Genomic DNA, 26,810 nt, shown 5'->3' on the forward strand with positions numbered 1-26,810 from the left:
ATGTAATATCCTTTAAATTTAACAACCAACCAAAAAGGATAAAAATGAAAAAATCTTCATCGCTTCACTGGCTGCTAGCATCGCAATGGCTGGAGGCTTTGTCTCAAAGCATAAAAGCGAAAATGTTATAAGCGTAAAAGAGGCTTTAAAACTAAATGACGATGCCAAAGTCATGCTTGAGGGCAAGATAAAGTCACACATCAAATCAGATAAGTATGAATTTGCCGATAAAAATGGCGACACTATCGTTGTTGAGATTGACAACAAAAAATGGGGCAATGCAACAGCTAACGAGGACACGCCTTTAAGAATAAGAGGCGAAGTAGATAAAGACTTCACAAAAACAGAAATCGACGTAGATAGTGTAGAGGTTGTAAAGTAGTTAAATTTACGAGTATTTAATGCAAAAAATACTAAAATCACGAAAATTTCTAATAAAAAGGACGAATATATGGACGTTTCAAAGATCAAATTTGGCTCAAACCCAGACAAAATCAATGCTGTAATCGAAATACCTTATGGCTCAAATATCAAATATGAAATCGACAAAGATAGCGGTGCAGTCGTAGTTGATCGCGTGCTTTACTCAGCGATGTTCTACCCAGCAAACTACGGCTTTGTGCCAAACACACTTGCAGCTGACGGCGATCCAGCTGATATTTTGGTGCTAAACGAGTATCCACTCCAAGCTGGTAGCGTCATCCCTTGCCGTTTGATAGGCGTTTTGGTGATGGAAGATGAAGCAGGCATGGATGAGAAGCTTTTGGCTGTGCCAGTTACAAAGATCGATCCAAGATATGAGGCGATAAAAAGCTACGAAGACCTGCCAGCTGCGACACTAAATAAGATCAAAAATTTCTTTGAAACTTATAAAATTCTTGAGCCAAATAAATGGGTTAAAGTGAAAGAATTTAAAGACGCAAACGCTGCAAAAGAGATTTTAGACGCTGCGATAAAAAATTATAAATAATTTAAAAGCCCTATTTTAGGGCTTTTTCTTTTTAAATTTGTTCGTTTTTATACGTCATATTAAAAAGGCTATTTTTATATTTAGATAAGCTTTTTCTTGTATAATACGGTTTTCTTTCAACTGTGGGTTCATAGCTCAGTTGGTTAGAGCATCCGGCTCATAACCGGATGGTCCCAGGTTCGAGTCCTGGTGAACCCACCATTTTACAATTTTCAATCCCTTTCAATCTTTTTAAAAACCTTTCAAAAGATACGATAAATACGAGCTTTGTTACATCTTTTTTCTTTAAATTGCTTTCAATGTTTTTAAGCCTTTTTAATTGCCTTTAAGGACTTTTTACGGATAATTTAGGAGATAAAACGTTGTCCGTTAAAAAATGTCCGTAAAAAATCGCCGCTTGATTTTTAGGGGCTTGCGGACATTTAAAGGACAAAAATGCCAAAGATCAACCCTCCCTTAACGGATACAGCCATAAGAGCCTTAAAACCAAAAGATAAAGTTTATAAAAAGTCCGACGGACAAAATTTATTTATATTTGTCGAGCCAAGTGGTCGTAAATTTTTTGCATTTGAGTATAAAAGCCCGCTTACATTAAAAATGCGTCGTATGGCATTAGGAAGATACCCAGACCTTAGCCTCTCAGCCGCCAGAGAAAAACGCAGGGAGTTGGCCGCTCAAATACTAGATGGTATTGATCCGCTAGTAAGTAAAAAGAGTAGCAAAACAACACTAAACGATATCGCTGCAAAATGGCTAGATATAAAATCCGCAAACATAACTCAGAACTACTTAAAAAAACAAAATTTGATTTTTAACAAGCACGTTGCACCGTATTTAGGCGATCGGCCATTGGACAATATAAAAGCAGTAGAAATAATAGATGTATTAAAGATCATAGAAAAAGCTGGAAATTTAGAAACCATCAAGCGTGTATTTATATTGCTAAATCAAATTTTTAGATATGCCGTCACTTATGAGATAATCGCTCACAACGTCGTGGCCGATATAAATTTCAAATATGCCTTTAAAACCGCAAAGCCTAAAAATTTCCCTACTATCACAGATGAAAACGAGATACACACGTTACTCGCGTCAGTAGATGGATATAATGGCGACATAAAAACAAAAGTCGCATTAAAGCTTGCGATCTATACCGCCATGCGCCCATTTAATGTCAGAGCTGCCAAGTGGGATGAGTTTGATCTATCCGCTAAAATTTGGACGGTTAAAGCAGATAAAATGAAAATGAAAGATGCGTTTAGACTACCACTAGCCGATCAAGTCGTAAATTTGCTGAAAGACTATACCAAAATTTGCGGAAGCACTGAGGGGTATCTTTTCCCCAGCACACTATCCAAAAGCCGTCCAATGAGTGAAAATACGTTAAATACAGCACTAAGACGCATGGGATATAGCAAAGACGAAATCGTTTCTCATGGCTTTCGTGCGATGTTTTCAACTATGGCCAACGAAAAAAGAAATGAACATGGTTGCCATGCTGACATCATCGAACGATGCCTTGCGCACAAAGACAAGGATAAGGTAAGAGAAGCTTACAATAGAGCTCAAAATCTAGCAGATATGAAGATATTGATGCAATGGTGGGCAGATTATTTGGATGAGTTGGTAAAATAATGTATAAAATTATTGTATATTATTTTGCATAGAGTGTAAATTTAAGAAACTTTTTCACAAGGTTTGTAACGCCTTATGATTTCCAAGTTCGCTAAATGCTTTTCTGGTTAAATCTAAATTATTATCCATCTAAACTCTCCACTTTTTTGTGGATAGTTTATATTATGGGTTACTAAAAAGCATATAAATTAAGAATCTTTTTTTAATTTCTTGGTATATTCAAGGAATGCATTGAGCGTTCGCTTGTCATTTTCATAGAAGTCTATTTCTATATATCTATCTCTTAATATATCAAGAATACTATTTAGACATTTTATAAAATCTTGTTTAATTATATTCATTCCCTGCATAAATCCAACTCTTTCATCCATACTAATGCTATTGTGGAAACTTAAACTAAAATTACTATTATAATGCTGATCTTGGCCAAGCAACAAACTTAAAAGATAATAGAATTCATAAAATAGATTTTGCAATTCCTTATCAAATAGCTTGGTGGGAATTGGCTTCTTTAAATAGCGACTCAAAATTTCATCAAAATAGAATATATCTTCGCATATTTTTTCAGGCAATAAATCTATAAAATTTTTAAAAACTTCTATATTAAAGCCTTCCATAATTTTATTTATTTCGACAATATCTCGTTCTCTTTTTATATCTGAGTCAGTTTTTTCTTTTTTATCCCACTCTTTCTCCGGGTTATTTTTTAATATTAATCCAATTGCCTTTCCAAGACCAGAAGAAAAGTGATTTATTGTGTTCTTTATCTCGTCCTTACTATAGGTACTCTTAATCAAATACTTCATGACTTTATGCCCATATATATCAAATGGTAAATCTTCCACATTACAGCCGCAACCATCGTTAAAAATAAGCAATATCCTATCCCACCCAAGTCTAGAGCTAGCAAAGCCAAGTTCATACAAAACATTAGGATTCGGCGTTTTCCTTACCTCTCCCCCGTCCCCGTTGATAATGCTGACGTCTGCAATAAAAATATCGGAATTACGAATTTTTTTCATCAATTCCTCTGCTATATTTTTACTACCGGGATTATCTCTGGCATCTTCGTCTATTATTATTTCTATATCGTCATCATTTTGTTTAATTCTCTTTATAGCCTCTTTAATAAACTGCCTAATAGCTATTTTGTTAGTTTTTTCTTCCAAATCACTTTGCCATGAATAAAAAATATTAATTTTTCTTGTACCCATATGCTACCTATTTATAAATTTTCCGCCAAATTTCAGGCTTTATCGGATTTTTATCATGCCACAACCCAAGCCCTTTGCTTCGTGCTTGCCGCTCTTGCGATTCATAAATTTTCGAGTATTTCGTAAAAGCCCATGCATAGCCGTTTAACACCAAAATTTCGTTTACGTCTTTGCCGTCTAGATACGCGATCCCCAAAACGCGCTTATATCTATCCTTGCCGCGCTCATCTATTTGTACGGTTTTACCGGCGATAAGATCCGCCAGATATCGTTTTGCGGCCGTACCGTAAGGCTGCTTTTTCTCTGGTGCGTCTATACCGTATAGCCTTACTTTGATTTGTTGCCGTTTAGAGGTTAAAATTTTGATCGTATCGCCGTCCGTTACGCTTATGACTTTACCATCGAGCGCAAACAAGAAAATAGGGATTAAAAATATTCCTAAAAATTTTATACCTGCCATCTGTTACCTGCACAAATTTTCGCAAGGTATTCCGTCTTTATCTCTGTCAAGACTAGAGCACCTACATTGATTTAATAAAAAAATACGCATCAAATTCAGCACAACAACCTTTTAAATTTTAGAAAGTTTCCTAAAAACTATCTCAACTTTCTATGCCCTCTTTTACCAGTGTATGGGTTTATGTTGCCTTTTGTGCTGTAGTTATTTAGCCTCGTGCCGTCTCTTTTTGTTTTATAGTGCGGCATCACATAGGTTCCGTTTTTCTTAAAGTATCCGCGAACTCTTTGCGCGCCTTCGGCTACGCTAGCCAAAACAAACAGCGCGATCATACACGTTAAAATTTTTCTTAACATAGTTTATTTTTCTCCTTTTTATGTTATAGGGATACCACAATGACAATTTTGCTTACTTTAAAAACGTATTATCATATAAGTCGTTTTGATTATATTCCATTGAATTATTTAAAAAGCTATCTGATGAAAAATTATCAATATATTTGTCATTGTTATCTTTTTTGTCTTTTTTGTCTTGGTAACTATCCATCTCAAGTGTTCTTTCTTTGCCATCTTCGTAATCGTATACCTCTAATTCAACCTTACCGTTGTACTTTTTCCTTATACTTAGCACCTCCACGTCTTTATATCCGCCATCGTTATAGTCGTAAATTTCTATATCTTTACCGCTTCTAACGAGGTTATTCTTTTCGATTTCTACGTAATCACCTTTTTCCCAATCAAAACCGTCCCATGCAAAACCCACTGTAGCCACTAATATACACGCTAAAATTTTCTTTAGCATCACCATCTCCTTTTAGCTTTATTTTTATTCGTTTCTTCGCCAAATTTCAGGCTTTATTGGATTTTAAAAACCACCTATAAATATTTTTACATCGATCCTGCAAATATCACAAAAATAAGTCCGATAGCAGTAACCACGCAAACAAAATCAAACGGCATTTTTGACGGTTCGCGCCCTTCGTCTATTGCTATAAATTTCTGCATTGCCATCCATAAAATAATTAAACTACAAAAAATTAAATATACAGCGGCCAAAGTATTTCCCCACCAGAACAGCCCGATTATTAATATTAAAAACAACCATGCGTTTTTTATGTTGTCTCTATCATATAAAGTTCGAACAACAACATCTAAAAAATAAATATTTAATTTTTTATTTATTTTTTGTAAAAATACGATAAATAGCCCAAGTATAATAAGAATAAATAGGCAAAACAATAATTCAAATAAACTATTTTCGCCTCTCATAGCTATCCTTTTATCACTTCTTTAATCTTTAGCAAGCTCTCAGTCCATTGTTTGAGCAGTTCGCTATTGCCGTATTTTTTAAACAGCTCCGCAAATTCCATAAATTCGTCGCTTACTTTTACTTGATGTCCGTTTACGATGCTGCCGTTGTTGCTGCCGTTTACGATCACGGAGTTGGTGTTATTTGATATATGCGTTCCGCTCTCTAGATATTCAGGCGTTACGTTTAGCTTTGCGGCGATTTCCAAAAATTTGCCATTTGGAATTTTGCCTCTATCTTTCCAAGTCGTAATAGTATTGTATGGAATTTCTAAAATTTCACACATCTGCTTATCTGTTTTTACTCCGAGCACAGCGCGCATTCTCGCCAAAATAGCTTCTAAATTTTCCATTTTTATACTCCTTTTATAAAATTTTGAGTAATATACTATTGACTTTTATTTCAATTGAGTATATAATTAACTCATTAAAAATAAAAACTTTTGATTTAGAGGCTTTAAAAATAAGCCTTAAAATTAAAACTTTTGTTTTAACCCTAGATTATAGCTGGTTTTGGCTAAAAAAAGGACTATTCATGAGGCGTAAAGCAAGTGATTACATCTCTCTAACAGAGGTCGGTGAAAGGCTTGAGGGCATTAGGCTGATTTTTGGGTTAGATCTCGTGGAAATTTGCGAACTACTTGAAACTACAAAATACTTTTTTAATGAGGTCAAACGTGGTCGCAAGCTCATCCCCTACGAGTGGGTGATGAGGCTTAGTGAAAAATACAACCTCAATCAAAACTGGATTTACCAAGGCGAAGGCGAAATTTTTAATAAAAGGAGAAGTGATGTGTAATTCTTCAGGAAAACGTTTTATCGAAATGACCACTCAGAGATTTTTTACTGATGAGAAAATTTTTGAAGTTATGGAAAAAGCCAAAGAGGAGTGCAGGAAAAATCCAACCAAATACGCTCAACCCAAACCTTCTTTGAAGACTAAGAAAAAAGCTGAACGCGATCCACGCGATCCATCTGATCCTTCTGACCCATCTTTGGAGGACTATTTTGTAGATGAGTTGTTTAAACAAGCGGCGATGGAAGCAGAAAAGATCGTTCGTAATCCAAATCACTATGTAAACCCAATGTTTAGGAAAAATGAAGATAACTTTGCAGAATTTATGGAGGTTATGGAAAAAGCCTTACGCCTCTGCAAAAAGATTAAAGGATATTAATGTCTGAGCTTAAAAACCAAACCGACAAACATGTGCGCGTTTGTGCTTTAACCGAAGAAGAAGAGATGGCGCATGCGTTTAGAAAAGCGGGCTTTAACGGCGGCGATCTTGACGCCATAGTTAGGATTATAAAGATCTTTAAAAATGAGTGCGGCGTGGGGATGAATTTCGCGCCCAACGATAGGATGAAACGCGCTTACCGTTTCGTAGGCGCGTTTTACGGATGGCTATGACTCAACGTCTGCGAGTTCAAATTTAGTTATCTCAAAAAATATCTTTTTATAGACTTGAGATACCTTACTAACGACGTCGCCTTTGTTGATGTCGTTTAGCGCGCCGTTTGATACGGCGACCGCCGTCAGTTCGGCGGCTATTTTAGAAAGATCGGCAGACGTTAGCTCGTCGTATTTTTCTTTGATTTGATCCATTGTTTTAGCTCCTTTGGGGTTTCGTTTCGTGATTTGATTATATCCCAAAGGAGTTAAAAGAGTGAATTTGATTAAAAAAGGATTAAAAATGACTGAGCAATTTGCCTTAAGCGTTATTGCCGTGGTTGTTTGTGCTTTTGTAGGCGGTGCTATGCTGACGCTTGGCATATTAGCTTTGCTTTTCAAAAAAAGGGGCTAGCATGAGTGCGATGAGGGAGTATATACGTGTAGATCACGCCAGCATACTTGAAACGTGCAAGAAAAATCTACAAAATTTAAGCTATCTTGACCGCAAGCATGACAGACATGATCGCTTTAAAATATACGAGCACGCCCTTTTCGTGAAACAAAACTACCTCTGCCCACATTTTGATGAAGTGGCAGATATGTATTACAAAGCCCTTGAATGTGCATCAAGTGAGAGCGAGATAGCTGACTACGTAGCCAAACATACTGGCAAAAACAAAGCCGCTATCTACTTTTACTTTAGGCGTTTTCGCTTCAAAAACCCCGAGTTTGCACAAGAGGTCATAGAAATTTTAAAGAAATTTATAAGAGAGAACAACCTCTTTGCGGATGTGGATGATGAGTGATAACATTTTTAAGACAATAAAACAAACCGTATCAAAGCATGATTTTATCGAGTTTGTAAAAAGTATCTACGGTGTAGAGTTTAAAGGCACAAATGCCTTTTGTCCGCTTCACGATCATGGACACAACACCCCTAGCTTTGGCATAAACTCCGATAGTGGCGGTGCATTTTTCAAGTGTTTTGCATGCGGTGCCAGTGGTGATATAACAAAATTTGTTGAGTTAAAAGAGCATATCTCTCCACTTCAAGCTGCTAAAAAAGTTTGCGATCATTTTGGTATACCAAACACGATCAATGCAAAAGAGATGAGCGAAGAAGAAAAAGCAGCCTACGAAGCACATCAAGCTATTTTAAAGGCTGAAAATGAAGCTCGTATGAAAAAAGAGGCTGAGCAAAGGGCTAAAAAAGAGCTTGCCCTAAAAGCAAGACTAGCCAAAACAGCCCCTCAGCTCGTGGAAAACAAGCTTAAAAATTATGATCTCATCAAAGATCAAATCTCAGCCATCTTTCCGATACCTGGCAAAAACTTTGATCCATATAGCCGCGAGCTTATAGGATATAGCTTTGAGCATAAAAGCCTAGCCATCATCATAAGAGACGCTAAAGGCACACCGGTAAATATCAAGTATAGGGAGAAATTTGCCTATGATGCTAGCAAAGGCGAGCTAACAAGTGAGAGAATGCCTGGAAAGTGGATAGGCGAAAGTGGCGCACACGCTAGCCCATTTCCGCTAAATTTTTACAATGACTATCAAGGTAGTACCATAGTCATCTGCGAGGGCGAAAAGGATGCACTAAATTTAATGTGCTTTAACACTTGCGCTTTGACGCTTGGCGGCGTGACTGCTAGCTGGCAAGAGTATAAAGAGCTTTTAAGAGATAAGCACGTCTTTATATGGTTTGACCACGATGAGGCTGGATATGAAAATGCGATAAAGAAATTTTACGAGATCAAAGATGTAGCTAGAAGCGTTCGCATAGTGCTATTTTATATGGTAGGCAAAAACCTTTCAAAAGGCTATGACATCAGCGACTATCTGCATGACAATGCTTTTAAATTTCAAAGCGCTAGCCCACTTGAGACGGTGGCGTTTAGCTGCTTTGAGCCGACAAATATCATCATAGACGAGATCTGCGAATACTTCCCAGAGCTTTCGGAAAAGCTTGAGAGGTATAAAACTAAAAAGATCGTTAAGCATTTTGATGAAATTTTTAGAGAAATTTTAGCTCAAGATGAAGATGGAAACTACGTAAATATATTTAATGTCAAGGGCGAGCTAGATGAAGAATATATCCAAGCCATTTTAAAACAGGCAAAAGAGCTTAAGAAAAAATTTGGCGAAAAGTATGACCGATTTAAAAAATCTTATTTTGAGGGGTTTTTACTAGAGGATGGAGAAAAAGGCGACTTTGATAAATTTAGTGAGGTCTGGGACAAACTTTTATATATAAACAAAACAGTTCTTACCAACTATCACCAAACTCACATCACCGATATGACAGAGAGTTTTAGAAAAAGTCTTGATAAACTAGGCTATAAAACAGCACAATACCACGGCGAGCTATACTTTTGGACAAAAACCCACTACGCTAAACTTGACCTATCAACGCTTAGCTACTTCATCCAAGAGCACTGGATGAATAAAGCCTGCGTAGATAAGAAAAAAGCTAGCGCAAAAAATGCAAAAGAAATCATAGATAATATCTTAAATACTGCAAGACCGCTAGATTTTGTAAGAAGAGATGATGCGCGTCGCATAGTAAATTTTAAAAATGGCACACTATTTATTAGTAAAAATGGCGTGAGAACCTTTAAACCTATGCACGATCCACGTGATGCGACATTAAACATCTTAGAATTTAACTATGACAAAAGTGCAAAATGCCACAAATGGCACAACTTCTTGCGTCAAGTTTTGCCAGACGAGGATGACCGAAAGACGCTTATGGAGTTTATAGGCTACTGCTTTTTACCTAGCCATGATTTTGAAAGCTTCTTATTTTTATATGGCAAAAGTGGCGCCAATGGCAAGAGCGTTATTTTAAGTGTTATTAGAGATTTTTTCGGAGCTGAAAATGTCTCATCGCTTCAGCTTCAGCAGTTTGAAGGACACCAGACACATGCGCTTGTGGGCAAATTTTTAAATATCGGCGCAGAGATAGATAAAAACGGAACCGATAAAGGTCAGCTCTCAGTTTTAAAAACTCTAGTTTCGGCAAAAGATGAAGTTAGCATAAACCCAAAGGGTGAAACACCATTTAGCCTTCCGCCTAGCGAAAAGCCAAAGCTTGCCTTTGCTGGTAATGAAAAACCAAAACAAAACCTAGACAACGGCTTTTTTAGACGTATGCTAGTTTTGACATTTGATACAGAGATTCAAGACGATAGGAAGATTAGAAATTTATCTGATCGCTTTGCTGATGAGATGAGTGGGATATTTTCTTTGGCTATGGAAGGACTTGATAGGCTAATAGTTCAAGGCAAATTTACAAAGTCTAAACGAATGCTTGGCGAGATAGAAGAGTATAAAGATGAAGTAAATCCTATGCGAACATTTGTCAAGGATGCCATTGTAGCTGATACAAATTGGCTCGTGCCAAACACTTATTTATATCAAGTTTATAAGTCATATGTCGAGGGCAAAGGTGGCGTTGCGATGAAAGAACAAAAATTCTTTGGAACACTTAAAGAAGAATTGCTTTTAAAAAATATAGTAGTAACCAAAGGGCAAAAGCGTCTTTCTACTATCTACACTGGCATAACGTCAAATAAGCCTTATTGCACATTTGGCATTAAACTTAGCGATGCAAATTTAGATTTTGATTCGATTTGCATAAGTGGATCACAAGTAATGATAGAGGCTATGAATATCTATCAAGCAAACGGAGCGGCTCCAGATGTTGATTGATTACAAAAGCTATATTTATTATTTATTTAAAAATGTCTTATCTTGTCTTATCAATGTCTTATCTAAGATAAGACAGGCAAAAGCCCTTTTTATCGTGGTTTTGATAGGAGTGTCTTATTGTCTTAGCACTTTTTGCACATATTGCTTTATTTTTTGTTACTTAATCTTTTTTTATATATTTTTTTTAATTTATTTTAATATTTTTTTTCTAGAGCAATATAGGAAAAAAGATAAGACAATAAGACAAGTTAGTTTTAATTCGATTTTTAGGGGCTTTAAGTGTCTTATCATATCTAAGACATTGATAAGACAGCTAAGACACAAAAAGGAAAAAGCATGAAACAGATGAATGAAACTCAGCAAAAGGCTTTTGAGATATACCTTGAAAGTGCGACGTTTGAGAGCGATTATAAGCCTATTAGTGAGGAGCAACTAGCCTCAAAGCTAGAAGCTTTAGGGCTAAAAGGATCAAGCAGCTCTATAAACCGCTGGAAAAAGGACTTTAACTGGACGCAAGCTTTACAAAATAAAGTAACTCTAGCCATGAGCGAAGATAAGCAAACTAGAAATTTACTTCAAAGATCTAGCCTGCAAATGGTAGTTAAAAACACCAAGGTTGATATTGAGCGAAACAACGTCTTGCTAGCTGCTAGCTATGAGATCATGGAGAGCGAAGCAAAGCGCATCGTAGCTAGACAAAGAGAGACTGGCACACTTAGCGCCGAGGACTTTGAGCGAGCGAAATTTATCTCTACTCTCTCAGCTGGCAGAAGCGAAAAGATGCTTGACCGCCTAGCTATCATGCCACCAGAGGCAGTTTCAGCCGAGCAGCTCTTGTCTCGCCTAAATGGGGTCAAGGTCGAGTTTGAAGATGACGTTATCGACGCAGAGGTTCAAGATGAAAAAGCTAGCTCTTAGGTTTTTACTAGCTTTTACGCTGGTTATTATCTTAGCGATATTTCAAAATTTAGCAAATTTATAAAGGAGAGAAGATGAACGTAGGCTATTTTAAACGCAAAAGCTATAAAAACGCTGATGGCGAGGAGATCGGCTACACAGGCGGGACTATCATGATCCCATTTTTAAGACCCATAGAGGTTGTCATACTTAGCACTAGCGCAGAGGATAGGCAGAAAAATAAAGACTTTCCAGGCTTTCAGCTAGCCCTTCAAAAGCCAAAAGGCTACGAGGGCGGTAGACAGATAATAGGCGCACTATGGGGCAGACAAAGCAAAGATGGCACCAAAAGTTTTTTAAGTGGCTACATACAGACGCCAGCAGTGCCAGGCTATAAAGTCTATATAGCTCTTTTTAACGCTGGCGAAAACGCCAAAGAGGGCGTGCTATATGACGTTGTTTGGAACGCACCTAGACGAAGCGAGCAACAAGATGTGCCACCTAGCGACGAGACTACATTTTATGTAGATGATGAGCAGATACCATTTTAAGGACTAGCATGGAAACTTTTAAAATTTACGTTTGTAGCCCTTACTCAGTCTTTAAAGATGATAAGAAAAAGGCTAGAGAGGTAGCTATCAAAGCCCTAGCAGAAGCCAATGAGTATTTTAACGGCGATGAAAAGTATGAGCTATTTAGCCCAGTTTTAAACAACTCCGCCTATAGAAATTTAAGCTACCCCGAGGTTATGGCTATCTGCCTAAAACAGCTTGATAGTTGTGGTGCTTTATTTGTCCCAAGTGAAAAAACTTGTGACAAAGGGCTCATCTTAGGCTCAGAAGGCATCGGCATAGAGATAAGGCACGCCTTTATCAAAGACTACACTATCTACGATGCTGGCGATATTCTTGCTACTATGGGGTTAAAAAACAAATGACCACAAACGAGCTAAAAGACGCGGCCATCTTTGTGATGGCTTACTCATTTTTAAAGATGGATAGCACGCAAGAGTTGGGGCTATTTATCAACAAAAAAGCGAGCAAATTTATAGATGAGTTGATTACAATTATGTCGCCTATTGTGCAGCACTATCACGCCTTTAAAGAGCGCATAGATCTTCAGATAACAGCCCTTGAAAACAAAGCTAGCATCTGTAAAAGCGACTTTAGCACCACAGCGCCACAGCTTGCTTGTGACCTGCTCTATCTAAAATTTGCACCAAACAACCGCAAAGGTCAGCGCCTAGCTCCCATACTGGCGGAATTTTACGCTTGCAACAAAGATAAGATAGCCTACATCTTAAACAAAAGCTATGATACGAAATACCGCAAGGAAGCCGAGGATAGCCAAAACCTAGCCTATTTTTACATTGAAAACATTTAAAGGATAAACTATGACACCACTTCTACCTATAACAGACCCTATCACCACTAAGCAAGCTTGTGAGCTTCTAAAGTGCAACGCCGTGACCTTATGGCGCTACGTCAGGGATGGTAAATTTAAAAAGTATGCCGTCACTCGCAAAAATGTCCTCTACTCCACAAGCGAGATCATGGCATTTTTAGAAGCCTCAGCAGTCTCATCACCTAAACATCTCTAATATAACCTCATATTGCGATGGTTAAGCTAGTTTTTTTTATAATCTAGTCTAAAATTTAACAAGGTTAAAAATGAACGAAAACGATCTATTGGCACTTTTTTCTAAAGCTAGACTATCAGGCTATTTAAACCATGACGAGCATAGGCAAAACATCTTACTTATCGGAGATATTGCGCCAAAGCTCGGTATCATAGAGATAGTCACTAGAAACAAAGTAGCCAAGGCTTTAAATATCACAGATGATATATTTATATCACGTCAAACGCTTGGGTATTGGGTGGAGCTTTTAAACACGCATTGCATTCAAAACAAGATCGTAAATTTTAAAGATATTGACTTTTTAAAGTATTCAAAATTTAACAAAAAACACAAATGGCTAAATTTCGAAAAAACATCCATAACGTTTTCACTTATACGCACCATCCGCAACCGAGCTTTTCATTTTGAAAATTTATACAAACTAAACGAAAATAGCACGCCAAGGCTATCTACAAAGCTACACGGACAGATCATAGGCATAGAGCCAAACAACATAAATGCCTTTTTAGATGATATTTTAACAAGCTTTGATGATAAAATTTTGGAGTATTTAAAAGGTGGCGGTTAAAGCACCGCCTTGAATGTAAAAGCGATTATAATGCAAAAATTTAAAAAAGTAAAGGATAAGCGATGAGCGAGGAAAATATCGTTAAACGAGTATGTAAGGAGTTAAATTTAACCCAAAGAGAGCTAGCGGAGAAGATGGGTGTTCATCAAAATATGCCCGCAAAGTGGAGTAGCGGCGACGAGCCGAGCCAAATGGCAGTTAAATTTATGGAGCTATTGATAGAGCACGAGCGTATCAAGCGAAGGCTCGATAAATTTACCCAAGGTTTCGCCCTGATAGACGAAGCGAAGCAAGGGGGGTAAGGAATTCTTACCCCCCCCCTTTTTTTTTTAAAAAACAATAAGTCGGGGTTCTTGACTATTAAAAATTTAATTGTCGAGATTTTCGACGATTAAAAATAGCACATAAGAAATCCTTATGCGCTTTGTAATCTTTCTATTTAAAAATAGCCCGTCGATATTTTCGACACGCTTTTTATACCCTATAAGTATCTTAAAAAAATAAAATTTTACTTTAAAGTTATAAATACTATTGACAAAATACCTTTATAGTTATATAATTCTTTCAATCAATTACCTTAAAAGGATAAAAAATGCAAGAGTTATCACTTTCTAACACCCAAGTCGAAATTTTAAATTCCCAAACATTCACCACCGAATACGTTGCCAAACGCTACGGGACTTCCATAACAAACATAAGAATACACAAACGCGACCATGCCGATGAAATAGTCGAAAACATCCATTTCGTCTGTATTTCAGAAGAGACCAAAGGCGGAAAACAAGAAATTATCAAATGGACACTTCGAGGCATCATCAAGCTAGGTATGTTTATCCGCTCTAAAGAGGCTAAAAATTTCCGCTCATGGGCAGAGGCTGAGCTTGAAAAGTCATTAAAAAAGCTAGAGGATGAGCTAAAAGCTTCTCGTGAGCTAGGTGAGAAGATCAAGCTCTTAGAGAGTAGCTCGGATGAGAAGTATAGAGAAATTTACGATCTACGCTCCAAGCTAAAGTTTGAAAAGAAAATGAGCGAGGCAAGATATGAAGCCATGCAAGATCTAAGAGATAAACTAAACAAAAAGACCACTCCAGAGCTAGAAGAGCTACGAAGTAGGACGAGATTTTTAGAAGAGGAGCTAGAGCGCATAAACAAGCAGATACCAAACGGCGATGATCTTGATTATTACCGCTCACTCGAGAGCAAGGTAGAGGCACTGCAACAAGAGCTAGAAGGCAAAGAGCATGAAAACTTTAACTTGCAAAGCGAGAAGTGGGGCTATATGCAAGGTCAAGGTAAGATCATAAACGACATAGTAGCAAAGCTTGAGACCATCTACGCCGCAAACAAGACCGTGCAAGATGAGCTCTTTTACTACATATCAACCCTAAAAAAGAGCGCAAACGAACCCATAAAATACTACATCCCAACTATAAAGGTAAAAGGCGATGAAAGATAAAAAACTATATAGAAGCGAGCAAGCTATGAAAGAAAACCCTTTTAAAAATGAGCTCTTTATGGCTCTAAATACAGATGACACAAATGAGATCATAGCTAGGCTAAGAAGCGTGCTAGACCAGCTTGCACCAGACGAGCGAAATGTCTTTATCGTGCCGGTGCTTATAACGCAAATTTGTGATAACGAGGGATGCGTGATAGTTAATGGAAACAGCCAGATAGGCGACGGCAATATCCAAAACAATGTAAGGAGCGGAATATGAGAGAGTATATAACTAGAATTGCGGAGCTTGCTTATGAAAATGAGCAGTTGCGGGCTAAATTTAACGAGGCGCTAGAGCTTTTAAAAGTATTCGCACGCGATAACGAGGCACAAGAGGAGCGGCTAAGAGCGAAGATAAAAAGGCTCAAAGCCAAAATAAAAAGGATGAGATCATGCTAGCTTATATGATCTTTAGCGCAGTCCTTCTTGGCGCTGGCGTAGCTATAGGGCTTATGCTCTCAAATGTCAAAGAGCTAAAGCCCTTTATAGAGAAGATGACTTTTTAAAGTAAGGGGCTTATGCTCTTAAAATTTATAAGAGTTAAAGCCCTAGCCTACCCGTCCTGCGAGGCTTTATCGCTGTAACCACCTTTTTTACTCGCCCTTACTCACTCGCTAGCCTAAATACTAACTAGCTCACCACAACCACCCACCAAACTCACTCCTTAACCTGCCTTGCTCGCAAGCTCCAAAGCTGACATACCAGGTCAAGAACCCTATAAATTTCCGCCCAAAATCGCACATCAACCAGTCCTGCCCACAACCCCCAACGCCACCAAACTCGCCCCCTGCCATAAGCTCCAAAGCTGACATACCAAGCCAAGAACCCTATAAATTTCCGCCCAAAACTCACAAACTCGCCATTTCTTGCAAGCCTAAAGCCCAAAATCGCACATCAACCAGTCCTACCAACAACCACCCTTTTAGCTCGACCCCTACCCACTCGCAAGCCCCAACGCTGGCGCGTCCAAGCGGCTGGCTTGCCAAAGAAAATTTTTACTTATTTTTTATAAGCAGGTTAGATAAAAGTGCGTTTTTTGGGGCATTTTGCCATTTTAACCGCCAACAATATGAAAAAAGTTTGAAAAATTTTAAAATTTTTAGTGTGACCGTTGTATTATGTGGCGCAGGTCAAATGGGTTCATAGCCCCCCCCTATCAAAGATTTTATAGCTAGCTTTGATCTAGCAAGCAGCTCACACAAACCAACCAACACACCACGCCAGCCAAGCCAACACAGCCAGCACGCTCACGCAAAAACAACTAAGCACATTAAATTTCCTCGTAATTTTTCGCAACCACAAACCCATTACATTCCCACGCATTCGCCCAAAGTTAGAGCGCCCAAGCATTCCGCATCATCACGCTATAAAAATCGCACTACAAATAACCACAAAGCTTAAAAAATAAAACTAATCCACCTTGCAAAAATCCGCTCCAACCTTAAACAAAATCGCCATTTTTCATTAAAATTTAGCCAAATTTGCCCGCTCTAACCTTAAACCACTTTTCTTTACTACTCGAAAAAGCCCTATTTTAGGCACTCTTTAAAATATAGTATTGAAAAGTATAATTTCCATCACTAAATTTTCAAACCATTTTTTAGCCATTTTTAGCGAGCTAACCTTAAGCCGTTTTTTTACCAAAAAAGTAAAAAATAGACAACGACCAGCGTGCAAATTTTTATTTTTTTACTCAGTAAATATTTGGCCAAAATAAATATCTGGCCAAAATAGACGCCATACACCAAAAACAGCGGCGGCCTATGCACCATAAAGCTACAAAACAAGCCAAAACCACGCCAGTCGCATATCAAAAAACCACAAAACCAAGCCAACTATCCACACAAAACCACACCAAAACCAAGCCAAAAGCCACAAAATGGGCTGGGTTTGCTCTCAAAAACTCACACTCTCCCCCCCACTCCGACAAGCTATCTCATTATCTGCTTTGGCATTACTAGTGTTCGAACTTGCGCCCTCTCCCCCTAAGCAAAAGCTAAACCGCACCAAGCGCCTCGCACTCGCCACCTAGCTAGCCACACCTTGCGCATTTGCTCTTGCCAAGACAGCTATAAACATAACCCAGGTTATAGACGCATAGCGCCATTGTGGCTTATATTTTAAGTGTTTATTTATAACAAATATGTTATAAAGCACAATCTCAGGAAAAGACATGTGGAACATAAAATTTTTAAATCAAACCGTAGTAGATGAATTTGAAGCTATCAGTTACGATCTGCAAGCAAAACTGCTTAAGCTATTTGAACGAGTAAAAATTTATGGAGCAAATTTAGGCGAGCCGCATACCAAAAACCTAGAGGATGGACTATTTGAGCTTAGAGCCAAAGCCGCAAGCGGTATCGCTAGAAGTGTATTTTGTTACTCGAACGGCAAAACGATAATCATCTTACTGACATATGAGAAAAAGAGCCAAAAGATACCTAAAAATATACTAAATTTAGCCAAAGCTAGGTTAAAGGAGTTTAAAAATGACAATGATAGACTTTGATACGTTTTTAGAAAAGAAACTAAAAAATCCTGACTTTAAACGCGAGTATGACGCATTAGATAAAGAATTTGAGTTGATAGATGAGCTGCTAAAAGCACGCTCTGAGGCAAAGATGACACAAGCACAAGTGGCAAAAGCTATGGGTGTTAAACAAAGCGCGGTAGCTCGCATTGAAAGCGGAAATTTAGATATGAAATACTCAACTCTTGTAAATTATCTAAACGCAGTTGGCAAACGTATAGCCATAGTTTAGTCAGTAAGAGGGCTTTAAAGCGCCCCCGGTGAATTGTAGGTTAATTATAACCGAAATCTTATTAAAAGCAAAGGAGCACCCTTTACTCTGGAAATTTTATCTTAGAGCTTCCAAAAGCACCGCCACCTTGCCTGCTTTGCCTTAAAAGCCCTATGTCTAGCTTCACGCCGTCGGCACTTGCAGCCTCTTTTATACGTTTAAATTTATCCTCCGCCCTCGCCTTAGCCTCGCGCAGATCCTCCACGCTTAGCTTTGCGATCCTCTCATTGTGAGCTTTTGCCTTTGTCACCTTCTCTTCATCTTTTGAGTTTGGTATCTTTACAGGCACAAACTGCTCATACTCTTTTCTAGCCTTTTTTAACTCCTTGCCATACTCTTTTTCTTTATCAAAGCGCCTCACGCCAGCACCTCTTGCTATTATACCGCCAAAGCCTAGCTCCTCTTTATTGTAGTCTTTTGGTGCGATGTCAGCTCCAGTGATATCAGCCACACCCTGCGCTCCTAGTTGTTGTCCGTAGCGTCCAAGAGGCGAGAGCGGTGGGAAGTAGCTTTTTGTTAGCTCTAGCACTCTTTTTGTTATTTTTACGGCATTAGGATCATCATCACTTTCTATCTTATAGCCTAGCGTGCTCTTGCCACTTGCTATGTTTATAGCGCCTCCGACAAAGCCTCCATTAAACTCTAGTTTGTCAAATCCATCAAACCTAAAGCCAGGCACCAAACGGCCAGAGTTAAAATACCAACCAGTATTAAATAACTCCATCCAGCTTTTCACACCCACCAAGTTTGGCAGCGCGCCACTCTCTGCCCACTCTGGCTTTGCTAGATTATCTCGCTCATTATCAGCACCCAGCCATGCACTGCCACCAAAAAAAGCTAGCACAGCTTGCATCATCAAAAATCTATCTGGTCGCTTTAAAGCCGCTTTTACCACCATCGGAGTTGATTTTACAGTATAGTGTAAAAAAGGCTGAACCCCCGTTTTATCAAGCATTTTTAGAGTGCCATTGAAGTGAGTAGAATAATCAACATACGAATATTGCGCATCTTTCATCGCAGCCTTTAGCTCATCTGCACTAAATTTACTAAAGTCATTTACGTCAAAACCCTTGTTTTTAGCGATCATCTCAAGATTTTTCTTAAACCTAGCTATCTTAAATACCTTATCCTCCATCGAGTAAAAATACCTTGCTTTCTCGCCACTCCAGCTTCCCTCAGCCATATACGCCTCTTTTAGCGCCCTGGTTAAGATGCCATCTTTTGCCTCACTTTGCAAAGGCTTTACCAGACCTTCAAGGTCGCTTAGATGACTATCAAGCCCTAGCGAGTTAGCCAAAGTTTCCCACCTTTTAAACTGCTTATCTCCTCTCATCAATGCAGCAGTTGTCTTCATAGCCTCGTTAAAGTCTCCATGCAAAAAGGCTAGAGCCATATTTGAGCCAAAGTTATATAGGTGCGTAAAGGGATTTTTTACAGTCACATTTACCTTGATGTGATCGATTAGTTTAAAATACATATTGTTAAATTTTGCCATCTCACGCCCTAGCATCTCAGCCTCTGCTAGAGCTTTAGCGACATCTTCTGGGACATATTTGCCAGCTAGTGCTCCATACTTTTTGATGCCACCGCCAGCACTCTCATCACTCATCTTTGCCCATTTTAGCCCATCAACACCTTCAGGTGGCATGTCTTTAGCAAATTTATCCGCAAACAGCTTTAGGGTTTGAGCCTTAAGGAGTTGCTTTTTTTGCTCTAAGATCGTGTTTGTCACCGCAAAAGCCGCATCATCCTCGATCTGTCTTAACTGCTTTTGCTCCCAACTCATCTGCTTTCTAGCAAAAAATTTACTTTGCCTTAGCGCCTTTGCGATACGGCTATTCTCCTTTGCCTCATCCATATGCTTTTTATAGTAGTGTTTGATGTAGTCTTTGATGACATTTTTTGACTCAAGCGCTCCAGCATCAACTAGAGCCTGCGCCCCATCATCGATAGTCTTACGCACTTTTTCGTATAGCGGCCTTACGTGCTCAGGCAGCTCGCCAGGATCCATTTCGCCATCAAGTGCCTTAAACATCGCCTTTCTGTTTTCTAAGCTAAGCTTTCCTAGATACTCTTTAAACTGCCCAGCTTGAGTATATATGGCAGCCGTTGTTCTATGATATTCCCCCAAAAGCTCATCTATCTCTTTGCCATGCTCTCTTATGTTTAGTAGCTCGCCAGCAAATGGTATGTTTTCATCGATCCACTTTGCAGTCTCGTCTAATTTTTCACTTGCCTTATCAAAGGCATCATCAACCTTTAGTGCCCAGCGATCAAGCAGCTTATTTGATCTTTTTTGGATCTCTTTTAATGGACATTTTTGCATACCTATTCCTTTTAATTTATTTTTAAATTTGGTTAAGAGATAAGCTTGCTAAAAATATGTATAATTGCAGATAGAGGTCAAGCCGGAGGCGGCAACCTCCGAGCTTAAATTTGCCTCTGAAAGGAGGTGAGTTTATTTGCTCACAAAAATCTTAATAGCGATTATACTGCTTTTGGCTATCACAGTCAAGGCATATTGATCGTGGCCGCTTTTAAAGCGGCCTATTAAGATTTTGTCCCCTCCGGTTTTATTTAGCACAAGCTTAGTCCGTCTTTTATATTTCCGTTTTCATCTAAATTTCTAGCCTTAAACTCTTCAAATTTAGCTACAGCAACCTTATCTCCGCTCTGAGCTGCCTTTTTTAGCTTGTTTAGCTCAGCCGTCTTTAGTATCGCCTCTTTTTTGATAGGATCTAGCTCATTAAAATACGCCGCCTTTACCTCAAAGCTCATATTTTTTAGCCTTGCCCTATCTCCAACTCCTGCAAGCTCTTCAAGCGCACTTTGTCTTACTGGGATAGTATCTATACCTTTTTTACTATACCCATCCACTCTTACTTTTCCATCCTCTGCCATATCTATAAAAAATCTCTTTTTATCTCCATCTTTGCCCATCTTGTCAAAGTAAATTTTACTATCGCTGATTACCTTAAAGTCTGCATTTTTTATATCATTTTTTAAGACAGCTAGTTGTTTATCGCTTAGATCTACGCTTTTACCAAGTTGTTTGGTGGTTATATCTTTTGCATTGATTTTATTTATTAGATCATCTTTGAAATTTACGTCATTAAAGCTCTCTTTTCTCATAGCCGCTATACTCTCGTCTAGCTCTTTTTCTACGTTTGGATGCTCTTGCTTTATCTCTTCTATATTGCGGCTGTGATAGACTTTTTCCTCGTTTTGCTGTATAATGCCTTTACCGTCCGAAGAGTGTTCTATGGGCTTTAGGCCGCCAGAGCTTCGGACGTTATTGTCCAAGGAGTGTTCTACGGGCTTCGCCACAGAGCCTTGGACATATCTTACTTTGCCTTCTCTTGTTATCAGCTCAAATTTTCTATTCGCCATAGGATAATTAGAAGTTACATCTAATCCTCCGTCTCTTTCCTTGATCACGGAAGCAAATTTAACGACGCCGTCTTTATCTCTAAAAGGCTTAAAGAAAAACGTAGTATCTTCAAAATCCACTACAAACGCGGGTCTTTCAAGAGTCGGTTTTATTAGCCCTAAGTATTTTTCGCGACCCTTAAAATTTAATTTTTCAAATTGGTAATTACTTACAGCCACCTCACCTATCGGCGTATCTACCTTGCCGTTTGGAAACTCGGCCTTAAAATTCTCTAGGCTATATTCTTTTTCTATAAATGGCTCTGCCTCTTTTCTTACGGCAGCTTCATTGATGCTTCCGTCCTTTAAAATATACTTTTTCTCAAGCTCTTTACTTAAATTTACAATGCCCTCTTTGCTTACGATCGTCTCATTTGGATTTACGTCAAAAGTCTCATGCGGATGTATATCTTTATTTCTAGTTACTTGACCTTGCAATGCATCAATCCACGATATATCGTTTAAATTTAGCTTCTCTTCATATATCTTGCCACTTCCAGCATAGCTTTTAGCTTCCATTTTTGAAGGCGTCACAAAATTACCTGCTTTTATAGGCTTTGAGCTATATACAGTTATCTCACCACTATCAATAGCTTTTTTTGCCATAGCTTCTGTAAAATCAGGGGTAAGGTCTCCTCCGCCATCGTCATTGTAAGCTTGTTTAAACGTTTTTATGTCACTCTCGTCTCTTATCCACGTATGATAATCAAACATATGGTTATCATCAATAGCTGGATTATTATCTTTTACTATTTTTACTCTAAATTTATCCCCTAAATTTAGCCTATTTTGAACGTTTCTAGCCTCAGCTTCGCCGTGACTTAGGCGGTAGTTTTCGCCTTTAGCACCCGAACCCTTCGCAAACCCTTCGATCTCTTGTATAGCGTGTTGCACCTCGTGCATAAGCGTAGATTTATCACCTATGTTATTTATGGCTATCTCTTTTTTATTAGGGTCATAATATCCTAGTTTTTCTCCTCCTTCGTCACTTATCTTTTTAATTTTTATATCCTTTAACTCAGGGTATGCTTTAAATAGCTCTTCATGCTCCAGTAACTCTCCTAGCTTTCCGCCACTTTTAAAATTTGGATTTAGCCTTGCTTTGCTGTCTCCTATCTCAAATTTCCAAGCACCGTCTTTATCTTTAAACCACCCAGTCTTTTGCCAAATTTCTACCTCGTCCGCGCCCTTTTCTAGCATCGCTTTAGCTTGATCTAGCTTGCCGACGTTTGCCGTGATCGCCTTTTCTCCAGCAAAAGAATTTAAGCTTACGTCCTTGCCGTTTGCATAAAGCTTGCCTAGAAGTTTAGGATTATCTTTTGCCATTTGAGGCATCTTTTTAGCTGCGCCTAAGATCTTATTATAAAGCTGTGGTATCATCTTTCTTGCAGCTATTGCTACCGCTTTACTACCAACAAGCCCCACTAAAAATCCAGCTGCAAATCTATCTGGATTAAAATTTCCATCTTCATCGATAGAATTTAGCGTGCCTGTTACAAGACCGCTACCTAAATGAGCATTTGAGTTTACCCTCAGCCCACCGCCGACACTAGCGCCGCTTCCTTGTTCTTCCACCATTTGCTTGCTTGAAGCTGTGGCATCAGTATCGCCATCTGTTTTAAAGGCTGGTCGTTGCTCCATTTGCTCATCGCTCTGGGCTGTCTGCTTTGTCTGGCTAGCGCTTGAAGTATTGCGTCCGCTTTGGCGTAATATCTCCTCATCGCCTCCTTGTCGCCCTCCTGCTCCGCTTGCATTATCGCCGATACCAGAAACGCCGTTTGGTAAGGCGCTATTCTTTGCTTCTTCATTGATTAAATTTCCTTTTTGGGATATAATATTTTTATTGGAGTTAGTCGCCAAATTGTCCGAAGCGACCTTAAAAGACGGATCGGTGAAAGTGTCCGTCTCTCTCCCTACTCTCTCAAAAGCTGTTAATACAAAGTTATGTTTTTTACCTTTAAATTCCGCACTTAGTCCTACTACATAATTACCACTTTCTATTCTATAATGGACATCATTTTGTTTTATTAATGCACCAGTTTTAAAAACATTAGGCAACTCGTTTAAAATTTCTACACCATGTTTTTTTATAATTTTAGCTAACCCATATCCCTTTATTTTATTTCCACTTTGCGATACCTCCCCCCATGGCAAGGTTATATCGCCTAACTCTTTTCTATAAAAAGCACCTGCAACCTGACCCTCTCTTTCAGTCAAAAGTTTATCTATCGCACCTTTGCCGTCATGATAAAACTCAGCGTAATTAGTGCCAAATTCTTTAATAGGCACGATGTTGTTTTCTTGCTCTATCTTTGCCCTGAGTGAGCTTAGATCCTCTTGTTTGGTTGTTTCATTAATTAAATTTCCTTTTTGGGATATAATTGTTGCATCGGCTTCCGATCCTCGTTTAGCCGTTCGTGGGGAGCTTAGGTCGGAGAGCGCGTCCCCACCCCAAATTGCTTCTTTATCAATTAAATTTCCTTTTAAGTCTCTTTGCCCTATACTAGGCTCATCGGGGCGGAGCATAGGATGCCCGCTATACGCTCCGTCTTTATTTATATTTATTCTGTTTTCTGAATTTATCTCATCAGCTACTTCTCTTTGAACTCTACTTTCATAAGCATCAGCTACTTTTTCATTCACATACTCTTTTGCTATATCTATATCTTTGTTTGCATATGCCTGTGTAAAAGCCTGCACGCTCTCATCGCTAAAACCTCTTTGTTTTAGCCTTGTGGCATAAATTTCTGGAGTATAAGCCTGCGCTGCGATATCTTTTTCAAGTGCGTAAAATATACCTTGTCCAGTAAGCCTAGCATCAACATCTGCGCCGTCATTGTAAGCTCTTGTGTAGTTTATCTCATCCGCACTTGGCTTAAATTTAGCGTTAATTAGCTCTCTTATCGCACTTGCGGACATACCCTGCTTTTGATATTCACTAATTGCTTTTTGAGTATCTGCGTATCTTATGGCTGATTGCTCTCTTGCGTTATTTATGCTAGTTTGTGCAGTTTGTATCTTCTCGCCATAAGCTTTAGCATACTCTCTTTGCACCTCAAAGTTTTTAAATTTAACTATATCATTGTAGCTATCTACGTCTGTAAACTCGCTTTTTTCTTTGCCCTGCATAGCCTCTTTTAAAACATTTGTGGCTGTGCCTTCATCAAGTCCCATCTCTTTTGTAGCAAATTCCTTAGCAGTCATTGTCTGGGCAGGCGAGCTATTCGTAGCGTAGTCTCGTTGCGAGCGCTCTGCGTGAAGTAAAGGCTCATCCTTGCGAGCAGTGATTTCAGCCGTATTTATCTCCGCTCGCTCACCACCCAAAAACTCGCTATTTTCGGCACTATCTATCGCATCAGCTTCATTTGCCATTTTACTTGCTTGACGCTTTGCCATGAGCTTACTTATGCCTTGGATGCCTTGATCTATCGCGTGTCCCAAAACAAACCCACCAGCTGCGCCATAGCCTATATTTTTTAATGTCTCTTCATCATTTTTACCCTCGCCAAGAGCTGCCACTCCTCCACTTGCAGCGCCAGTCCCTGCAAAGTATAAGGTCTTTTTACCAAACTGAGCTAGTTTGCTACCCTTGCTAAGTAGTCCAACTCCACCTACAAAATTTATAGGATCACCAACAAGCTCCGTGCCTATCTCAGCCAAACGGCTACCCCATGACGTCTCGCCAGTTGCCTTTTCGTAGTCATCTCGCATCTTTTCAACGTTTTTTATCTTAGAACGCAGAGACTTTTCTAAGCCGTTTTGATAGATATAGTTTCCATCTTTATCACGCTTACCTTCATAAAATGGATTTATAAAGTCACCAACTCGCTCAACAGTATTAGCTATACCTGTTACCGTCTTAGCAGCACCAAGAGTCCAGCCATGTTTCTTTGCGCCAAACTCTTCAAATTTCTGTGCGTTTCTGGCTTCTTGCTCATTGATCTCTCCACTAAGAAAAGCCTCTTTAGTCTTACCATCAAGCTTCATATCATCAGCTCTATATAAAAGCCTTTTTTGCTCTTCCTCTTGTGCTGCCTTTCTTTGTCTATACTCATTTTTAGCAAAGGCATTTATACTTTGCGGCGAAAAGCCAGCCCCTTCAAGCTCTTTAATCAAGCTATCACCTAAAAATTCTCTAGTCGTAGGCATCATAGCGCTCCATCATATTCATCATTAAAGATTAATGGCTTTTGCTTTTTTAACTGCTCTATATCAAGAATAGGCGCTTGTTTGGTCGCTTGATTGTCCTTTATGACGCCCCTTTTCTCATTTGGAGCAATCGCCACATCATCAAGCACACCTTTAACTTGGTTTTTTCTCTCGTTTAAAGATTTAGCTATGCCTTGCTGCTGCTTTGCCGCATCGATCAGATTTAAAAGTGTCTCATTTTCTATAAGATAGTTTCCATCCTTAAGCTTTTTTAAACCACCATTTTGAAGTAGCCCTTTGCCTACAAAAGGCGATAGCTCGTCTGCACTTATATAGCTATAGCCCTCTGGGACGTTTATATCATTAGGCGCGCTAGATCTATTTTTGCTAAGGCGCCCATTCTTATCGACGTGCCCCATGGCAAGAGTGTCATAGTATCTAGCTTGAGTATTAACTCTTGCCATATCCACAGCCCTATCTTTATTAGCCCTAAGCTCATCCATGCTTAGCTTTTTCTCGTTAAATGCGCGGTCTTTATCATCTTTATCTTTTTGATATGCTAACTCATCAGACTTTGCTTTCATCGTATCCGCATGTGAGCTTTTTCTAAAATTTAGCTCATCATTTCTAAAGAGCTCCTCCTCTTGATATCTCTTATTTTCATCATCTATCTTTTGGCGATTTAGCCCTATATCTCCCACATCTTTTATACCATTTGCGACAGCGCCAAGAGCTGCAGCATACCCAGCTTTAGGACTTAGCGGGCTTAGCTCTGGACGTCTTAGAAACTCTATATTAAAGTAGCCCATTTCTCTTTCTCTCCTCTTCATCCTTGCTCATTACATTTGCCGTAGCACCTGCCCAACCTTGCTCTAAGTTTTGTTGCATCTTCTTTTGACGTGCCTTCTCATCTTTTAAAATTTGCATATTTAGATTGTAGTTTTTCATAGCTAGATCATTTTGTTTTTTAGCTTGTCTTCCTTGCTCTACTGCACTCCATATCCCAGCACCTGCGCCAAGGAGTGATCCAAACGCCTTTAGTCCATCTGCATTTTGACTAGCCTTATCTCCTAAATTTTTTAAAAAATCCCACATGCTAAGCTCCTTTTTTTAGTGATATTATTACTAGCTTATTTCCTAAA

Annotated in this window: 33 protein-coding genes and 1 tRNA gene; 21 read left to right on the forward strand and 13 right to left on the reverse strand. The window is 38.8% G+C overall.

Annotation, left to right across the window (positions count from 1 at the left end; genetic code table 11):
* Window positions 1–67: 67 nt before the first annotated feature.
* The 4 genes from CYO90_RS05615 (at window position 68) to CYO90_RS05630 (ending at window position 2,605) form a co-directional block, all read left to right on the forward strand.
* Window positions 68–382, forward strand: a complete 315-nt coding sequence (locus CYO90_RS05615) for a NirD/YgiW/YdeI family stress tolerance protein (protein WP_429827829.1) — start codon at window positions 68–70, stop codon at window positions 380–382.
* Window positions 383–451: 69 nt separating this feature from the next.
* A complete protein-coding gene (gene ppa, locus CYO90_RS05620) occupies window positions 452–970 on the forward strand; it encodes an inorganic diphosphatase (RefSeq protein ID WP_004317619.1) in 519 nt (172 codons plus the stop codon).
* A 124-nt stretch (window positions 971–1,094) separates the two neighbouring features.
* Window positions 1,095–1,171: transfer RNA gene (locus CYO90_RS05625), tRNA-Ile, on the forward strand.
* A gap of 234 nt (window positions 1,172–1,405) precedes the next feature.
* Entirely contained in the window at window positions 1,406–2,605 is a 1,200-nt protein-coding gene (locus CYO90_RS05630; RefSeq protein ID WP_103578778.1) for a tyrosine-type recombinase/integrase, read from the forward strand.
* A gap of 188 nt (window positions 2,606–2,793) precedes the next feature.
* On the opposite strand, the gene CYO90_RS05635 is transcribed toward CYO90_RS05630, so the two are convergent.
* The 7 genes from CYO90_RS05635 to CYO90_RS05665 form a co-directional block, all read right to left on the reverse strand.
* On the reverse strand, window positions 2,794–3,819 hold the full coding sequence (locus CYO90_RS05635) for a TIR domain-containing protein (protein WP_103578779.1): 1,026 nt from the start codon (window positions 3,817–3,819) through the stop codon (window positions 2,794–2,796).
* Window positions 3,820–3,826: 7 nt separating this feature from the next.
* Window positions 3,827–4,279, reverse strand: coding sequence for a thermonuclease family protein (locus tag CYO90_RS05640; RefSeq protein ID WP_103578780.1), 453 nt, complete (start codon window positions 4,277–4,279; stop codon window positions 3,827–3,829).
* 3 nt (window positions 4,280–4,282) lie between these two features.
* Entirely contained in the window at window positions 4,283–4,369 is an 87-nt protein-coding gene (locus tag CYO90_RS10800; protein WP_429827830.1) for an excalibur calcium-binding domain-containing protein, read from the reverse strand.
* 47 nt (window positions 4,370–4,416) lie between these two features.
* On the reverse strand, window positions 4,417–4,632 hold the full coding sequence (locus CYO90_RS05650) for a hypothetical protein (RefSeq protein ID WP_103578782.1): 216 nt from the start codon (window positions 4,630–4,632) through the stop codon (window positions 4,417–4,419).
* A gap of 52 nt (window positions 4,633–4,684) precedes the next feature.
* Window positions 4,685–5,077, reverse strand: coding sequence for a DUF5334 family protein (locus tag CYO90_RS05655; RefSeq protein ID WP_181000221.1), 393 nt, complete (start codon window positions 5,075–5,077; stop codon window positions 4,685–4,687).
* A gap of 86 nt (window positions 5,078–5,163) precedes the next feature.
* The gene (locus tag CYO90_RS05660) at window positions 5,164–5,544 is read right to left on the reverse strand and encodes a hypothetical protein (RefSeq protein ID WP_103578783.1); all 381 of its coding nucleotides are present in this window, start codon (window positions 5,542–5,544) and stop codon (window positions 5,164–5,166) included.
* Window positions 5,545–5,546: 2 nt separating this feature from the next.
* Complete coding sequence (locus CYO90_RS05665; protein ID WP_103578784.1) at window positions 5,547–5,936, reverse strand: helix-turn-helix domain-containing protein; 390 nt, start codon at window positions 5,934–5,936, stop codon at window positions 5,547–5,549.
* A gap of 182 nt (window positions 5,937–6,118) precedes the next feature.
* Between CYO90_RS05665 and CYO90_RS10105 the strand changes: the two genes are divergently transcribed.
* From CYO90_RS10105 to CYO90_RS05680, 3 genes are read left to right on the forward strand one after another with little or no spacing between them, the layout of a single operon-like run.
* Window positions 6,119–6,382, forward strand: coding sequence for a helix-turn-helix domain-containing protein (locus CYO90_RS10105; RefSeq protein ID WP_141090540.1), 264 nt, complete (start codon window positions 6,119–6,121; stop codon window positions 6,380–6,382).
* The gene (locus CYO90_RS05675; RefSeq protein ID WP_103578786.1) at window positions 6,375–6,758 is read left to right on the forward strand and encodes a hypothetical protein; all 384 of its coding nucleotides are present in this window, start codon (window positions 6,375–6,377) and stop codon (window positions 6,756–6,758) included. The genes CYO90_RS10105 and CYO90_RS05675 overlap by 8 nt, the downstream gene beginning before the upstream one ends.
* Window positions 6,758–6,991, forward strand: coding sequence for a hypothetical protein (locus CYO90_RS05680; RefSeq protein WP_103578787.1), 234 nt, complete (start codon window positions 6,758–6,760; stop codon window positions 6,989–6,991). Before CYO90_RS05675 ends, CYO90_RS05680 begins: the two co-directional genes overlap by 1 nt.
* On the opposite strand, the gene CYO90_RS05685 is transcribed toward CYO90_RS05680, so the two are convergent.
* Window positions 6,986–7,186: a hypothetical protein gene (locus CYO90_RS05685; RefSeq protein ID WP_103578788.1), complete on the reverse strand. Its 201-nt coding sequence runs from the start codon at window positions 7,184–7,186 to the stop codon at window positions 6,986–6,988. The two genes, CYO90_RS05680 and CYO90_RS05685, sit on opposite strands and share 6 nt — an antisense overlap.
* Before the next feature lie 200 nt (window positions 7,187–7,386).
* Here CYO90_RS05685 and CYO90_RS05690 point away from each other — a divergent pair, with 200 nt between their 5' ends.
* The 12 genes from CYO90_RS05690 to CYO90_RS05750 all read left to right on the forward strand — a co-directional run bounded on the left by CYO90_RS05690 (window position 7,387) and on the right by CYO90_RS05750 (window position 15,688).
* Complete coding sequence (locus CYO90_RS05690; protein ID WP_103578789.1) at window positions 7,387–7,779, forward strand: hypothetical protein; 393 nt, start codon at window positions 7,387–7,389, stop codon at window positions 7,777–7,779.
* Window positions 7,772–10,687: a phage/plasmid primase, P4 family gene (locus CYO90_RS05695; RefSeq protein WP_181000222.1), complete on the forward strand. Its 2,916-nt coding sequence runs from the start codon at window positions 7,772–7,774 to the stop codon at window positions 10,685–10,687. Before CYO90_RS05690 ends, CYO90_RS05695 begins: the two co-directional genes overlap by 8 nt.
* Window positions 10,688–11,023: 336 nt before the next feature.
* Window positions 11,024–11,605: a hypothetical protein gene (locus CYO90_RS05705; protein ID WP_103578792.1), complete on the forward strand. Its 582-nt coding sequence runs from the start codon at window positions 11,024–11,026 to the stop codon at window positions 11,603–11,605.
* A gap of 74 nt (window positions 11,606–11,679) precedes the next feature.
* Window positions 11,680–12,135, forward strand: coding sequence for a DUF736 family protein (locus tag CYO90_RS05710; protein WP_103578793.1), 456 nt, complete (start codon window positions 11,680–11,682; stop codon window positions 12,133–12,135).
* A gap of 8 nt (window positions 12,136–12,143) precedes the next feature.
* Window positions 12,144–12,521, forward strand: a complete 378-nt coding sequence (locus CYO90_RS05715; protein WP_103578794.1) for a hypothetical protein — start codon at window positions 12,144–12,146, stop codon at window positions 12,519–12,521.
* The gene (locus CYO90_RS05720) at window positions 12,518–12,967 is read left to right on the forward strand and encodes a hypothetical protein (RefSeq protein ID WP_103578795.1); all 450 of its coding nucleotides are present in this window, start codon (window positions 12,518–12,520) and stop codon (window positions 12,965–12,967) included. Before CYO90_RS05715 ends, CYO90_RS05720 begins: the two co-directional genes overlap by 4 nt.
* A gap of 10 nt (window positions 12,968–12,977) precedes the next feature.
* Window positions 12,978–13,184: a helix-turn-helix domain-containing protein gene (locus tag CYO90_RS05725; protein WP_103578796.1), complete on the forward strand. Its 207-nt coding sequence runs from the start codon at window positions 12,978–12,980 to the stop codon at window positions 13,182–13,184.
* Between the two features lie 70 nt (window positions 13,185–13,254).
* On the forward strand, window positions 13,255–13,791 hold the full coding sequence (locus CYO90_RS05730) for an ATPase (protein ID WP_103578797.1): 537 nt from the start codon (window positions 13,255–13,257) through the stop codon (window positions 13,789–13,791).
* Window positions 13,792–13,853: 62 nt separating this feature from the next.
* Window positions 13,854–14,093 carry a helix-turn-helix domain-containing protein gene (locus CYO90_RS05735; protein WP_103578798.1) on the forward strand — a complete coding sequence of 80 codons (240 nt, stop codon included), beginning with the start codon at window positions 13,854–13,856 and terminating at the stop codon, window positions 14,091–14,093.
* Between the two features lie 290 nt (window positions 14,094–14,383).
* A complete protein-coding gene (locus CYO90_RS05740) occupies window positions 14,384–15,247 on the forward strand; it encodes a hypothetical protein (RefSeq protein WP_103578799.1) in 864 nt (287 codons plus the stop codon).
* A complete protein-coding gene (locus CYO90_RS05745; RefSeq protein ID WP_103578800.1) occupies window positions 15,237–15,509 on the forward strand; it encodes a hypothetical protein in 273 nt (90 codons plus the stop codon). Before CYO90_RS05740 ends, CYO90_RS05745 begins: the two co-directional genes overlap by 11 nt.
* The gene (locus tag CYO90_RS05750) at window positions 15,506–15,688 is read left to right on the forward strand and encodes a hypothetical protein (RefSeq protein ID WP_103578801.1); all 183 of its coding nucleotides are present in this window, start codon (window positions 15,506–15,508) and stop codon (window positions 15,686–15,688) included. The genes CYO90_RS05745 and CYO90_RS05750 overlap by 4 nt, the downstream gene beginning before the upstream one ends.
* Window positions 15,689–15,946: 258 nt before the next feature.
* Here the strand turns inward: CYO90_RS05750 and CYO90_RS05755 are convergent, their stop codons facing one another.
* Window positions 15,947–16,141 (reverse strand): hypothetical protein, encoded by a 195-nt coding sequence (locus CYO90_RS05755; protein ID WP_103578802.1) that lies wholly within the window; start codon window positions 16,139–16,141, stop codon window positions 15,947–15,949.
* A 1,321-nt stretch (window positions 16,142–17,462) separates the two neighbouring features.
* On the opposite strand from CYO90_RS05755, the gene CYO90_RS05760 reads away from it, so the two are divergent.
* The gene (locus tag CYO90_RS05760; protein ID WP_103578803.1) at window positions 17,463–17,798 is read left to right on the forward strand and encodes a type II toxin-antitoxin system RelE/ParE family toxin; all 336 of its coding nucleotides are present in this window, start codon (window positions 17,463–17,465) and stop codon (window positions 17,796–17,798) included.
* Window positions 17,779–18,051 (forward strand): helix-turn-helix domain-containing protein, encoded by a 273-nt coding sequence (locus tag CYO90_RS05765; protein ID WP_103578804.1) that lies wholly within the window; start codon window positions 17,779–17,781, stop codon window positions 18,049–18,051. Before CYO90_RS05760 ends, CYO90_RS05765 begins: the two co-directional genes overlap by 20 nt.
* Window positions 18,052–18,133: 82 nt before the next feature.
* On the opposite strand, the gene CYO90_RS05770 is transcribed toward CYO90_RS05765, so the two are convergent.
* The 4 genes from CYO90_RS05770 to CYO90_RS05785 all read right to left on the reverse strand — a co-directional run bounded on the left by CYO90_RS05770 (window position 18,134) and on the right by CYO90_RS05785 (window position 26,763).
* Window positions 18,134–20,416: a hypothetical protein gene (locus tag CYO90_RS05770; RefSeq protein WP_103578805.1), complete on the reverse strand. Its 2,283-nt coding sequence runs from the start codon at window positions 20,414–20,416 to the stop codon at window positions 18,134–18,136.
* 251 nt (window positions 20,417–20,667) lie between these two features.
* Window positions 20,668–25,671: an LPD23 domain-containing protein gene (locus tag CYO90_RS05775; protein ID WP_103578806.1), complete on the reverse strand. Its 5,004-nt coding sequence runs from the start codon at window positions 25,669–25,671 to the stop codon at window positions 20,668–20,670.
* Window positions 25,668–26,498: a hypothetical protein gene (locus tag CYO90_RS05780; protein WP_141090541.1), complete on the reverse strand. Its 831-nt coding sequence runs from the start codon at window positions 26,496–26,498 to the stop codon at window positions 25,668–25,670. The genes CYO90_RS05775 and CYO90_RS05780 overlap by 4 nt, the downstream gene beginning before the upstream one ends.
* Window positions 26,464–26,763, reverse strand: coding sequence for a hypothetical protein (locus tag CYO90_RS05785; protein ID WP_021087367.1), 300 nt, complete (start codon window positions 26,761–26,763; stop codon window positions 26,464–26,466). Before CYO90_RS05785 ends, CYO90_RS05780 begins: the two co-directional genes overlap by 35 nt.
* Between the last annotated feature and the right edge of the window lie 47 nt (window positions 26,764–26,810).

The sequence above is a fragment of the Campylobacter concisus genome, assembly GCF_002913745.1.
GTDB lineage: Bacteria > Campylobacterota > Campylobacteria > Campylobacterales > Campylobacteraceae > Campylobacter_A > Campylobacter_A concisus_R.